Annotated in this window: 10 protein-coding genes; 4 read left to right on the top strand and 6 right to left on the bottom strand. The window is 58.6% G+C overall.

Annotated features, from left to right (window positions below):
• Positions 1–581: 581 nt before the first annotated feature.
• On the top strand, positions 582–1,550 hold the full coding sequence (locus LB538_RS15300) for a hypothetical protein (protein WP_224523754.1): 969 nt from the start codon (positions 582–584) through the stop codon (positions 1,548–1,550).
• Between the two features lie 394 nt (positions 1,551–1,944).
• Here the strand turns inward: LB538_RS15300 and LB538_RS15295 are convergent, their stop codons facing one another.
• On the bottom strand, positions 1,945–2,409 hold the full coding sequence (locus LB538_RS15295; protein ID WP_224523752.1) for a hypothetical protein: 465 nt from the start codon (positions 2,407–2,409) through the stop codon (positions 1,945–1,947).
• 763 nt (positions 2,410–3,172) lie between these two features.
• Here LB538_RS15295 and LB538_RS15290 point away from each other — a divergent pair.
• Together LB538_RS15290 and LB538_RS15285 are read left to right on the top strand one after the other, a co-directional pair.
• Positions 3,173–4,039, top strand: coding sequence for a hypothetical protein (locus tag LB538_RS15290; RefSeq protein WP_224523750.1), 867 nt, complete (start codon positions 3,173–3,175; stop codon positions 4,037–4,039).
• Positions 4,036–4,605 carry a hypothetical protein gene (locus LB538_RS15285; protein WP_224523748.1) on the top strand — a complete coding sequence of 190 codons (570 nt, stop codon included), beginning with the start codon at positions 4,036–4,038 and terminating at the stop codon, positions 4,603–4,605. The genes LB538_RS15290 and LB538_RS15285 overlap by 4 nt, the downstream gene beginning before the upstream one ends.
• A 66-nt stretch (positions 4,606–4,671) precedes the next feature.
• On the opposite strand, the gene LB538_RS15280 is transcribed toward LB538_RS15285, so the two are convergent.
• From LB538_RS15280 to LB538_RS15265, 4 genes are read right to left on the bottom strand one after another with little or no spacing between them, the layout of a single operon-like run.
• Positions 4,672–5,415, bottom strand: a complete 744-nt coding sequence (locus tag LB538_RS15280) for a M48 family metallopeptidase (protein WP_224523747.1) — start codon at positions 5,413–5,415, stop codon at positions 4,672–4,674.
• Positions 5,402–8,704, bottom strand: a complete 3,303-nt coding sequence (locus LB538_RS15275; RefSeq protein ID WP_224523745.1) for a type I restriction endonuclease subunit R — start codon at positions 8,702–8,704, stop codon at positions 5,402–5,404. The genes LB538_RS15280 and LB538_RS15275 overlap by 14 nt, the downstream gene beginning before the upstream one ends.
• Entirely contained in the window at positions 8,701–9,912 is a 1,212-nt protein-coding gene (locus tag LB538_RS15270) for a restriction endonuclease subunit S (RefSeq protein WP_224523743.1), read from the bottom strand. Before LB538_RS15270 ends, LB538_RS15275 begins: the two co-directional genes overlap by 4 nt.
• Positions 9,902–11,416 (bottom strand): type I restriction-modification system subunit M, encoded by a 1,515-nt coding sequence (locus LB538_RS15265; protein WP_224523741.1) that lies wholly within the window; start codon positions 11,414–11,416, stop codon positions 9,902–9,904. Before LB538_RS15265 ends, LB538_RS15270 begins: the two co-directional genes overlap by 11 nt.
• A gap of 310 nt (positions 11,417–11,726) precedes the next feature.
• Between LB538_RS15265 and LB538_RS15260 the strand changes: the two genes are divergently transcribed.
• Positions 11,727–12,734, top strand: a complete 1,008-nt coding sequence (locus LB538_RS15260) for a hypothetical protein (RefSeq protein ID WP_224523739.1) — start codon at positions 11,727–11,729, stop codon at positions 12,732–12,734.
• Positions 12,735–12,786: 52 nt separating this feature from the next.
• On the opposite strand, the gene LB538_RS15255 is transcribed toward LB538_RS15260, so the two are convergent.
• Positions 12,787–13,266: a hypothetical protein gene (locus tag LB538_RS15255; RefSeq protein WP_224523737.1), complete on the bottom strand. Its 480-nt coding sequence runs from the start codon at positions 13,264–13,266 to the stop codon at positions 12,787–12,789.
• Between the last annotated feature and the right edge of the window lie 234 nt (positions 13,267–13,500).

The raw sequence follows: 13,500 nt of genomic DNA, 5'->3' as shown, positions 1-13,500 counted from the left end.
GAGGCCGTCGCCGCGACACTCGGAACGGTACTGAATCTGGGTACTTCGAATCCAGTCCACCGTCTTGCCCCGCGCGATCAGGGTCAAGCAACTCCGAACACATATAGTGGGAACTTCGGACTTGAAGCGTTTCCGTTCCACACTGACCTCGCACATTGGCGGATGCCTCCACGATATTTTATGTTGCGTTGTATCGTGGGATTTGCGGAAGTGCCAACATTGCTGTTGGACGGCAGAAAACTTGTGGAGGCCGTCGGTCGACAAGAGTTGCGACACGCAATTGTGCGCCCTCGGCGGCGTGTCAAAGGTGAATTGCCGCTTTTGAGGCTCTGCCAGGATCGGAACGGGGAGGATACCATTCGGTGGGATAGCTTGTTCCTAGTCCCCGCGAGCGAGGCGGGCAAGTCTGCCATAGCTCGCTTTGCAGAAGCGGTTGCCAAAGCAACTTCACTAAGTTTTGCTCTGAGCGACCCTTCTGACACTTTGATAGTAGATAACTGGAGGATGCTACATGCACGGGCGGCAATTCGAAAAGGATGCGAAGGCAGGCTGATTGAGCGTATTTACTTGGGGGACCTCCTTTGAAAAGAACAATTGAACCGGGCGAGATTGCGGAGGCTTGGCAAGCTGAAGCGTTATTCGCAAAAGCCGAACGCTACGCTGCGAACATGCTCGACCACGACAGTGATGATTGGCAATACGCCCTCTGGTCAAGTCTTCTATTAGAGCTTCTTGCACGAGCTGCCCTTTCCAATGTGAGTCCCGCTCTTCTCGCGGAAACCGACAATCGAACGTGGAGCAGTTTGTTTCATTCACTGGGCTTCGAGCCAAAGGAAGCACGATATGTGCCACGCTCCATAGCCATCGCCGAGGCCCTAAGGCGTCTTGGAAGCATCTTGCCGGATTTGAACCAGGAACTGGAAAATTTCTGTGTGGTGCATACGGGTCGCCGCAATGCAGAACTTCACTCTGGCGAAGCTGCATTTGACGGGCTCGTAGGGTCTAGCTGGCAACCCGGATTTTTCCGCGCTTGCAAGGTGCTCTTGGAATCTATGGGATATTCGCTCACTGACTTATTCGGCGAGGAACAAGCAAAAGCGGCGGAAAAGATGGTGGCTGCTGCGGCCGACGATAGCGCGAAGGCCGTGCGTGGTGACATTGAGGCCCACAAAAAAGTTTGGCAGGCGAAGGATGAGGCTGATCGCAAAAAGCTCGCAGAGCAAGCGACGCTGTGGGCAATCAGACGCGCTGGCCATATCGTCGTCTGCCCGGCATGCCAGTCGGATTCACTGGTGGTAGGCGAACCAATCTCACCCCCCAGCCACAAGCTTGAGGACGATCAAATCGTCGCGACGCAGGAATTTCTACCAAGTCAATTCGAGTGCATTGCCTGCGGACTAAAGATAGCTGGATTGTCAAAACTTAGCGTTGCGGGGGTTGGCGATAAATACAAGAACACCAGCACGTACTTGGCGTCCGACTACTACGGTTTGCCGCCTGAAGAGGATGACGGTCAGTATTTCGAGGACGACAACAACGAGCCATACTGATCTGCCTCAGTTCGGCAACTTCACCGCCTCGACAAGCGCCGCTGGGGTCCTGGCAGGAGGCGCTAGAGCAATCCCAGGAAAAGTGCGAGCGCTTTTCCGTCCGGAATTGCATGAAAACAAAGAGATAGGGCGTTTCACCGTTTCCGTGAAACGGTGAAACGCCCTAGAGCAGGATCGCGAGTTGGCGGCGGCATAGAGCAGGCCCCCAACGTAACAAAGGCCCTCAGTGGTGACACTAGGGGCCTTTCCTTTTGGGCTCCGCTGAGCCGCTAAATGAGCCGGAGTATCGCAGCCCCGACCACCGCTACGAACACCACCGCGCCGCCGAGGGTGAGCACCCGCGTCCGATGCTTAATGGCATCCTCAGGCTGGCGATGTCTGCCTTGGTAGCGACCTAGCAGCTCTTGCCAAAAGGAAGCAAATCACCATAGCCCCACACAAAAGTCCCGAAGAGAGCGAGTGCCGGCAGCATCAACAAGGGGTGGAAGAATGCCGGCCGGTTTATGACGAGTTTCGGGGCCTCGTGCCAAGTCGTCCATCCGAATGCCAGAGCGGAAATGAGAACGATAGCCGCGCCACTCCGGGCGAAGTGTTGGCCGCAAGAGGCATTCACTGCCCACCAGCCGTGCAAGAAGAGGGCTAAAAGGCTAGCCCAGAGCGCGAGCCTAGGAGCAAGGTAGTCCGCAGTCCGACGTTTCATCCAGGGGACCGTCCCCTTTTGGTTCCATTCCCATAGAATCTTGAAGGCGTGTCGGGCCAGGAACTTGTCGTCCTCGTTTGGTACCTTAGGCACATAGACGACTTTGCCGTCGAGCACATGACGTTCAAGTCCTTGCGACAGCGCGTGCTCTTCATCCATTCTAGATTTCCTTCTTTACGGTCTTCGGAACCGACTCGATCTTCTGTATCTCCGCCGCAAGCCCTGGCAACATGACATCCGAGGAGCCGTACTTCGCGTGGACAGCCTGGGTGGAGTGGGCCCGCGAGATACTCAGCCGCGCTCCCCTCAAGTCCACAGCGACGGGACAGGCCGACGACGTAGGCCGTGGTCAGGGGACAGCCCAGGCCTCACCAGACCTGCCGGTTTGCCCCGCACCCACCGCCCGATGAGGGACGTAGCGCCATCCCTGAAGAGCTGGTCTGACGGGCCGCGCAATAGGGCCGCCGTCAAGCAGCCGCCGAGCGTTGACAATACCTTCCAGCTGTGCCGCTTCCCGCGCCTCTGGTGACATGCCTGAGAGATGGCTTCTGGTATTGATGCTGCTTCGGAAAATCTGGTGCTGCGAGAGAGGATTGAAGTTCCTCAAAGGTGGCACCACAGCATTGAAAACAAAGAACTTTTCAGGGCTAACGCATCCATTCTCATAACAGCGATCCACAACATCTTCAATATGGAAGGAGGGCTAGGAGTTGGGTCGTCCCAGGACCGGAGTTCCCTGCGGTCTCTGCCAGACATTTTGCAACCACTTAAAGATTTGAACTCATTTAGCAATTCTGATGAGCACGCCCACGCCGTGCCTCCGCCGGGTGCCCAAATTTTTGTCCACAAGGTAGCCGATGCTACTTTGCCCAAGATTGGCTCAGTGAGCTATATCGGGTTTTGGATTTGATCAGGCTTCGCGATGACAAACGACGACGAGCTTCGACGGCGGAAGAATCTGACTTTCGAGCAGGCGGAAGGCTTTGCCGAGCTGCCCCGTCAGTTGCTTCCGGAAGAAATGCCGGACACTCTGAGGGCTCGCCTGCTGCACACTATTGTAAGGTCTATTGAAACAGAGATGGCGGAGCGTGGTTGGCGGACCGACCTGGGACCAACGTGGAGTGTAATTCTCAAGCGTTTCAACGTGGAGCACCTCGGCCAGCTCACGACGACTTTTGAACCCCGCAAATCCTACAACCTGACGATACTTGAGGAGCTCTTTGAGAGTCTCAACGCGAAGGCAGTCCTTGGCGTGGTGCAGGCGTTGGTCAGACTAGCCCGGGATAGGTACTTTTCATCTGAGGTGGCAATGGTGCTGGAAGCCGAGCACTCAGCCTATCGATTGATCGACGGCGATACGTTGGTGCCTGTGGGTTCGTTGCAAGAGGCACAATCAATAAGCCAGGCATTCCACAGTGCCCAGGCGGCCGGACACATTGGAGCGATTGCCCATCTTAAGGGCGCGGCATCGGAGCTTTCTGACGGGAACTTTGCGGACAGCATCCGAGAAAGTCTGCACGCAGTTGAGTCGGTAGTCCGAGGGATTACTGGTAAGAGCAAAGTATCTGACGCGCTCGACGAACTCAGCAAGCGGCGCCCTCTGCATGGCTCACTTCGTCGCGCCATCACGCAACTCTATGGGTTCGGAAGCGACGAGCCCGGCGTTAGGCATCCTCTGCTAAACGCAGGAGACGCGGCCGTTGCCGAAGAGGATGCAATGCTTATGCTCGGCACGTGCGCGTCACTTGTGACGTTTTTCTCTAGGTCGTTCGGCAGGCGCACCCCATGAGCACCGCCGTCAGTGCGGAAAGCATCCGAAACAGCCGTCCTCTCCAAGCCCTTATGACTTGGGGCCACGTCATGTTCTGCGTGAGCACTGCTGACCACTACCTCCATCGCATGGAAACTCTTGAAGCCGAGTTCACACTAGAGAGCATAATGGAGATAGACGGGCTAATCCTCGCGTTCTCAGTGACGTATGGGAGGTTGTTCACCACTGGGGCCAGAGGGCTGCCGCAGCTCGATCCAAATAGAGTTTACAAAGATGTGGAACTGCGGGCGATCCACGATCGGATCATGGACCTGCGGCACAAGCGATACGCCCATGAGGAGGCAAGCGAAGGCATCGACTTTTCCATGATCGTGGGTTTCGAAGAGGGTGCCTTAGTGGCCAAGCCGGAAATCGGCTTTACTATCCGAGGCGATGAATTCCCAAGCTATCGGCGACTGATGAATGTTCTTCAGGCGTTCACGTATGAACGCATCCACAGGTTCGTGGCAAAAGCCACAAAAGAACTCGGAGTTCAGGTAGTGTTCCCAAGCGGGCCGCCGCCGGCACACCACGTCCAAACCTGAACGCCTCCAAAATCTGGCAAGCGGCTACCTGCCAAAGGAACTCGCTTTTCGATTAGCGCAAGCTCTTCAGTCGTTGAGGATGATCTCGGCGCTATGATCAAGGCGCGACTTGATGGCCTCCCAGCCGGGCAAGGAGCGCGTGAGGAGGCGGAAGAACTCGGGGCTGTGATTGTGCTCCCTGAGGTGGCAAAGCTCGTGGGTGATCACGTAGTCGACGGCCTCGCGCGGAGCCTTGACCAGGAACGGATTGAGGGTGACCGAGCCGCCCGTCGCACAGCTTCCCCATTGTCGCTTCATGTCGAGCAACCGGAAAGGCGGCGGCTCCTGGACCCAGGGCAGTGCCCTGGAGATTGCCTCGATGCGGCCGGCAAAGTAGTCCCGTGCCTTGAGGCGATACCAGGCCCGCAAGCGAGCCCGGAGCGCCGCGCGGTCAATGTTGTCGGTCGCAACGACGAGCAGGCCGCGCTTCAGCTTGATGGACCGCTCAGCCTTGGGCACCTGCATGACCTTCAGGACATAGCGGCGGCCGAGATAGAGCGCCTGCTCGCCGCTGACATATTGCCGTGGCAGCACATGCTCGAAGCGCTTGCTGGCATCGGTGACATGGCGGAGAACCCAGCGGGCGCGTTTCATCACGGCCTTGTGGATGGCCTCCTCGCTGGCATCCTCGGGCACCTCGACCTCGACGGCTCCATCAGGATGAACATGGATGGCAATGCGCTCACGTCGGCTGGGGTTGACCCGCACGGAATAGGCGATGTTCTGGTCGCCGTAGCGCAGCGTCGACAGGTTGCGCTCAGAGAGTGCCACGGGAGGCTCCCAGGCGAACGATCTCGACGATGCGGTCCACCAGCGCCTGGGCCTTGTCCAGCCCTCCCAGCGCCTTGAAATAACGCGGCAGGAGCTGTTTCCTGATCTCGGCCTCGATGTTGGCGGGGTTGATCGAGAACGACGCCACCGCGTTGCTTACGACACTGTCGATATGGAAGGCCTCGGCGACAAGCCAGTCCTCGCCGCGATTCCATGCCGCGACCTCGCCCAGCACCAGCGGGAAGAGACCGAAATAGGCCTGCGCATGGGGATTGTCGGGGAAGCGGTCGGGCACATGCGGGTTGGCCCGCATTCTCGCCTTCTCCTCAAGGTCCTTGAACAGAATGTATTGCTTGTGCGGGTGATCGAAGAGGGCTTCGGCCTCCTTGATCGCCTGTCGCAGCAAATCCGAAAAGACCGCCTGGGCATAGGGGTCATCGGCTAGGGTCTGCTCGATGGTCTTGGTCAGCCGGGTCTTGATGACATCGGTCTCGGCGCGGGTCTTGTCGTCGCTCCAGGCGGAGGCGTCATAGCCGGCCTGGTCGCCCTCCGCCAAGCCGGTGAGATCGATGACTCCTTCCGATTCCTTGATCTCGACGCCGACGACCTGTTTGTCGACCAGCTTGCGTATCTGCTCCTCGTAGGCCGAGAAGTCGACAGTCTCCATGGCGTCCTGCTTGGCCTGGATGCGCAGTTCGGTGAAGAACTTCAGGTCCTTCTTGTAGTCGGCGATCGTCGCTTCGCTGAAGGAGCCGTCCTCGAAGAAGGCGCGGGATGAAAGGGCCAGCTTCAGGCACATGCCGAACTCGGTCAGCGCGGCATAGAAATCCTCGCGCACCTTCTGGTTTCGGTCATGGCTCGCGCCATCCTCGCCCAGAACCGAATCCGGGGTCAGCACCAGGCGGAATTGCTCGCGGTCGCCCTTGTTCTTCACGCCGGCAAAGATTGCCCACAACGCGGCATGGAGACCGGGCAGGCGTTTGTACTCGGTCGCGACGTTGGCGAAAGTGCCTTCGATGTCCTCGATGTCATAGCCGCCCTGGGTGCGCTGGGCGAGGTCCTGGTAGTCCTTCAACGACGTGTCGAGTTCCGTCAGGATGCCGCGGTAGTCGATCAGGAAGCCGAACTGCTTGGCCTCGTGCAGCCGGTTCACCCGAGCGATGGCCTGGAGCAGGTTGTGCTCCTTCAGGTATTTGTCGATGTAGAGCACCGCGTTGCGCGGTTCGTCGAAGCCGGTCAGCAGCTTGTCGACGACGATGAGGATGTCGGGCTTGCCTGGCGTGGCGAAATCCTCGATGACGCGACGCTCGTATCCTTCCGGGTCGTTGCCGACATTGGCCGCCCACCATTTCTGAACTTCCGGGGTCTTCGCCTCGTCGGTGTCCTCGTGGCCCTCGCGGGTGTCGGGCGGCGAGATGATGACGGCGCTGGTGACGAGACCCGTGGCATCGAGTGCCTGCTTGTAGCGGATGGCGGAGAGCTTGCTGTCGGTCGCCAGTTGCGCCTTCAGCCCCGTGCCAAGCTCCTTGAAGTTTTGCGAGAAATGCGTGGCGATGTCCCAAGCGATGAGGTCGATGCGGTTGCCGGCGCGATAGACGCTGCCACGGGTGGCGAACTTCTTCTTGAGGTCGGATTGCTGCTTGTCGGAGAGCCCGGTGGTGATCTTGTCGAACCATTTGTCGATCGCCCCGGCGTTCACCTCGACAACGGGCTGGCGCTCCTCATAGAGCAGCGGGGTGACAGTCCCGTCTTCCACCGCCCGCTGCATGGTGTAGGCGTGAAGAATCGGCCCGAACTTGTTCTGCGTCTTGTCGTGCTTCAGAAGAGGTGTCCCCGTGAAGGCGATGAAGGCGGCGTTGGGCAGCGCCTTGCGCATCCGCTCGTGGTTCTCGCCGCCATGGCTGCGGTGCCCCTCGTCGACCAGCACGATGAGGTCTTGCGAACCGTTGTGGCATTCCTTGAATCGGGTCGCCGAATTGAACTTTTGCAGCAGAGTGAACATGATGCGCTCGGTGCCGGAGCCGATGCGCCGCGCCAGGTCGCGACCTGAGAAAGCCTTGGCGTTCTCCCCGTCCTTTTTCGTTGCGATCGATGAGCCGAAAGCCCCGCCCGCCATGAAGGTGGCCGACAACTGGCGCTCCAGGTCGACCCGGTCAGTGACGACGATGATGCGGCAGCGGGCAAGGGCGTCGTGAATCAACAGCGCCTTCAGCAGAAAGACCATGGTGAAGGACTTGCCGGAGCCGGTGGTGTGCCAGATGACGCCGCCCTCGCGGCCGCCGTCGCGGTTGCGCCTTTCCATCCGCGTCAGCATCGACTTGATGCCGAACACCTGGGGATAGCGGGCGGCGATCTTGCCCAGCTTGCGATCGAACAGGAGGAAGTAGCGGACGAACTCCAGCAGGCGATCGGGCCGCAGGAGTGAGACTATGAGCTGATCCTGGCCGGTGGCGGCGACGGGCTTCGACCAGAGGCCATCGAAGAAGGCGCGGACATGGGCGGGACGCTCGGCGAACAGCGCAGAATTTTGCTGCGGCCTCAGCCTAGTGTTGACCATCGCGTCGATGTCGGCGGCGGGAATGTCCTCCTCGCGCCACATGGACCAGAATTTTGCCGGGGTCTCGGTCGTAGCGTATTTGCCATCCTGCCCGGAGATGGAGAGCACGAGTTGGGCATAGGCATAGAGCGCGGGGATGCCGTCCGGCTTCTGGTTACGGAGATGTTGCGAGACACCCTCGGCGAGCATCTGCTTTTCGGCATGGCTGCCGGTCGGGCGCTTGGCCTCGATGACGGCGAGCGGAATGCCGTTGACATAGAGCACGATGTCGGGCCGGAAGCGGCCATGCCCACCCTCCCGTTCGAGTGACAGCTCCTCGGTGACCTGAAGGCGGTTGCTGGCGAGATTGGCGAAGTCGAGCAGCGGCACAGTGACGGAATGCTTGTGGCCATCCGGCATGAACTCGGTGACGGTGGCGCCAAGGGCGAGATGCTTCCAGACCCGCTCGTTGGCCGGCGTCAGGCCCTCATTGAGCCCGGTGTTGCTGAGCGCCTTCAAAACCTGGGCGATGCCGCTTGGGGAGAGCGCATGGCTCGCGCCGCGATAGGCGAAACGCCAGCCCGAGAGATGGTCGCGGATCACAGCATCAAGTAGCACCGCCCGTTCGCTTCCGCGCAGCCTGAGGCACTCCTGTGGTGACAGGTAGGACCAGCCGAGCTTCGTCAACAAAGCGAGTGCCGGGACCTTGGCCTGGGTCTCCTCGTCGGTCCTTGGGCGCTCGGGGGCGTTCACGCGGTCACCCGTCTCTTGCCTGTAAGCAGTTGCTGCAGCAGGGCGCGTTTCTCGTCCAAGATTTTAGCTTTCACCGCTGACAAGGTGTCGACTTCGTATTGTGCAGCGTCGAGGATGTCAGCAATTCTGGACTGCTCAGCGGCTGTCGCCGGCACCACTATCTTCTCTTGAAGAAACCAATCCAGATTGAAAGTCATCTTTTCAATATGAACGCCATAGCTGCTCAGGTACGCGAGCCTATACATAAACGGCATTCGGGACAGCCAATCGAAAAACCGCATTTCGAACTGACCTTTGTTTCGTGGAATGAGCGAGATGTAAGAATTAGAGATATGCATTCCGTCATATTTGGCCGGCGTCATCGCCATTGCACCATGGACCACCTGCATTTTCGAGATCAGAAAATCTCCCGCTTTGGTCGTTTTCATTCCCTTGGTGAGGATTTCTCGCCCGTGTAGCCTTTCGCGCAAGAAGAGACCACCAGATCGTCGCCTGAGACTGAGCAAGCTGTAAAGATTGTCGTCGGACCAGTCTACGGCGCGACGGGTCTCCTTCAACAGGCTTCCTATTTGGACCCGCACCCAATCGCTACCGAACCCCTTCAGGCGCCGCCTGCCAGTGAGCAATTGCTGCATGAGGGCGCGTTTCTGTGCTTCGGCATTGGCGAGCAGCTTTTCGGTCGTCGCGATGGCCGCGTCCCAGGTCGAGAGGATTTCGGCGATCTTTTTCTGCTCGGGGAGCGGAGGCAAAAGAACGGGAAATTGCTTGAGTTGCGTCGAGTTGATGCTCGCTAGATTGGTGCTTCGCTTAGCGCAGGATAGGAAATACCGTCTGCCATACGGGCTACCACTCTGAGCAGCAAAGAACTCTGGCGACAAAACGTCCGTCTTTGTTCTCACCGCAAACACATGGTTCTGATGGAGGCAGGTTGGTATTTCTCCGCGCCAAAGTGTTCCACGGCCGAGTTTGTCGAAGTCTCCTCCCTCAGTTAGAACAACATCCCCGTATCGAAGCAAGTAGCGATCAACCGCCTCGGCGCCAACCGCTATCTGCTTTATTTCCGACAAATCAAGGTAACCGTCCTGAACATTAGCAACTCTAAGGTATGGCATGTAGATGGGGTCGCCGTACTGCTTCCCCTTTGCCAAGCCGGTGCGAATCTCTGCGACATCCTCAAGACTGTGCCTAGTCCAACCCTCAGGCACCATAACCGAGTTCCTTCAGATATCTTTCCATCTTGGCCTCAAGCTCTGCCATCTCGGCCTTCAGCTTCAGGCGCTCGGCCCGCAACGCTATCAGGTCGATCTCCTCCTCCTCCTCGACGGTATCGACATAGCGGGGGATGTTGAGGTTGAAGTCGTTGTCGGCGATTTCCTTTACCGTCGCTAGGTGGGCGTACCCATCGATTGCGACGCGATCATCAAAGGCGGCGAATATTTTCAGAAGTTGCTCCTCACCCAGCCGGTTCTGGTTGGCGTCGGCCTCGTATTCCCGCGAGGCGTCGATAAAGAGCACAGTGTCGTCGGGCTTCTTCTTGCGGAAGACGAGGATGGCGGCAGGTATGCCGGTGCCGAAGAACAGCTTTTCGGGCAAGCCGATGACGGTATCGAGAAGGTTCTCTTCGACCAACTTGCGGCGGATTTCACCCTCGCTCGATCCCCGGAAGAGAACGCCGTGTGGCACGACGACGGCCATACGGCCCGTCCTCGGCTTCATGGTCTCGATCATGTGGAGAATGAAGGCGTAGTCACCCTTGGTCTTGGGCGGTAGGCCACGTCGGAAGCGGCCGAAACGGTCATTGGCGGCCTTTTCAGATCCCCATTTGTCGAGGCTAAAGGGCGGATTGGCAACGACGATATCGAAATGGCGCAACTGGTCTTCCGCCGTGCGCAGTTTCGGGTTGCCGATGGTGTCGCCCCATTCGATCTGGTGGTTGGTCTCGCCATGCAGGAACATGTTCATCTTGGCCAGCGCCCAGGTCGAGCCGATCGCCTCCTGGCCGTAGAGCGCGTATTTCCTGGAGCCGGTGTGCCGGGTGATCTCCTGGCCGCATTTCATCAAGAGCGAGCCGGAGCCGCATGTCGGATCGCATATGTCGTCGCCTTCCTGCGGCTCGACCAGCCGCGCCATCAGCGTGGAGACTTCGGCAGGGGTATAGAACTCGCCCGCCTTCTTGCCGGCCGATGCCGCGAAACGCGAGATGAGATACTCGTAGGCGCCGCCGATAATGTCGAGGCTGCCGACCCGGCTTGGCCTTAGGTCCAGGCTGTCCTTCGCGAAGTCCTCCAGGAGCAGGCGCAGAATGTCATTCTTCTGCTCCTCGTCGCCGAGCTTGTTGGCGTTGAAGGAGATGTCCTGGAACACGTCGCGCAGTTTGTTGCCGTTCGCCTCCTCGATGGCATGAAGCGCTTTGTCGATGCGCTCGCCATTGCCGGCCTTGTGGCGGTCGCGGTGGAGATCATAGAAGCCCGCGCCCTTGGGTAGCACGAACTGCTCGTTCTTCATCAGCGCCTCGATGAGGTCGGGATGGTCGCCATGCTCCTTGCGGTATGTCTCGTAATGATCCTTCCAGACATCGGAGATGTATTTCAGGAACAGCATGGTGAGCACGTAGTCCTTGTAGACCGACGCGTCGACCGTGCCCCTGAAGGTGTCGCAGGCAGCCCACGCCGCCTTGTTGATTTCCGCTTGTGTGACGCGACCAGCCGCCATGGTGCCCCCTCCAACTGCTTTTCGCGGCAATAGACCCGGTAGGAAGCAGGAAGGCAATCGGGAAAACGCGGGGTGAACAGTTGATCCCGTCTTGGCGCTCGGTGCTACTTTCGCAATGTCCGCGCCGCAGCGGACAAAGTCAAATCGTCCCCTTCTCACCGAAGAGTGGCCAGGCCCTAATGGTATTGCTTGCCATGCGCCTAGGGAGTTACCTGACGCCAATCGACTCTGCCGAAGGACCTCCATTATGCCCCTAATTCGGGACGCACGCACGCTCAGCAATAAGGCGATTTCTTCCCTTCGGATCGCAATGTCCACGTTCAATTCATATGACGATGAGGGTCGGGTCTGCTCGGTCCTGCTGCACCTCCAACACGCCTGCGAAATGCTGCTCAAGGCAGTTCTCGTTCAAAACAAGGTGAAGGTTTTCGATGATAAATCGGGAATGAGCATCGGCTTCGAAAAGTGCTTAGGCCTCTGTCGCGCGAATCATGGGCTAACAGATGCCGAAGCGCGTGTGATGCGAATGATCGACGCTCTACGCGATGCCGAACAGCACTGGTTCGCCAAGCTGGAGGAGGACACGCTCTATCTTCACACGCGGGCACTGATCACAGCGTTCGACGCGTACATGCAAAGGGTGCTCCATCTCGACATAAGCTCGCGCATACCGCCGCGCGTACTGCCCGTCTCCACAATGCCGCCAGGGGATTTCGATTTCCTCGTTGACCGCGAGTACAAACTGATCGCGGAGCTGCTGAAACCAGGCAACCGAAAGCGCGATGAGGCGCGGGCTCGCATTCGATCCCTGTTGGCCATGGAGGCCCTCGTAGCCGACGAGGTCGAAATCTCCGAGAAGGACATCAATCGGATCGAGAAAGCCATCAGGGACGGAAGCGCATTACAGGCCGTTTTCCCCCGCCTTAACACGGTCGCCAGTGCGGTCCAGGGGGAAGGCACGGCAATCACTGTGCATTTCACTAAGAAACAAGGTGCGCCAGTTAAGTTCGTAGGCGGGGATGACCCTGAGGGTGCGGCGGCAGTTCGGCAAATCGACCTTCAGAAGAAGTTCAACATGCGAGCCCAGCAATTAGCTGACTCTCTGAAGCTGACTCCTCCCCGGTCCCTCGCGCTCCGCCGCAAACTGGGGATAGATGAGGACCCAAATTGCTGCCACACATTCGAATTTGGTCAATCAAAGTTCGAGTGCTTCTCAGACAATGCCCGCACGAAGATGAAGGCTGCTCTTGATGGCGGCCTCGATATGGACGAAGTGTGGAAGGACTTCGGCCCGAAGCGAAAGAAGAAGGCCGCCTGAACGGACCGGTAGCGGCATTGGCCGCGCCAGGGCCGGGGATCGGCGAGATTGGTTAAGCGTTGGCGTTAAGCTCCTTCAGCACGGCGCGTGCGTAATCGTGTGTCGTGAACTCGTCGCCATTGGGGGAGTAGCAATACATCGCGCCGGCTTTCGGGAGGCCGAGCTTCCTAGCCATTTCACGCAAGATGTCCTTATTCTTGCCGCGCTGCACCCGCTCACCAGTCTTCAAGTTCGTCATCTGGATAGGATCAACGCTATCGATACGATGGTCGATGAACTCATTTTGCTTCGGGCCAATGTCATCCTGACGCGACATCTGGGTGCGGATCGTGGCAGCGTTATACCCGTGTGGCACGAGCGCGGCGACCGCTTCGGCCGTTGTCGCTTCAGGGTTTGCAGCACGGAACCGGCGCACGGCTTCGATGGGGCCAACCAGTTCTGTCGCCTCTTCGGCCATTAGAGCAGCAGCAAGTGCATCGAGCCCCGCGTGAAGCTGTTCAAAAGCGGCCGCTACCCTTTTGGTATTGATCATTGTGAGCGATCCTTGTGTTGGCTGTGGAACTCAAATGCCACCTGTGTCGCAACACATAAGTGACATTTCGGCAAAACACAAGTGACGATTTTGCAAACACCTTCACAACGCGACGGGAAACGCGGGGATCGTCGAACGAGGGCTGGGTGGTTTCGCCAGTTTCTGAAGGAGACCTCTCACGGTGCCCCCCCGGCGCAACAGACCCAATACCTGAGAGGGGCTTCGCCCTCATCG

Origin of the sequence: Mesorhizobium sp. Ca11 (assembly GCF_020165275.1) — a bacterium.
Classification (GTDB): Bacteria; Pseudomonadota; Alphaproteobacteria; order Rhizobiales; family Rhizobiaceae; genus Mesorhizobium.
Note: the sequence above shows the minus strand (reverse complement) of the source record. Positions and strands in the feature narration are given on the sequence as shown.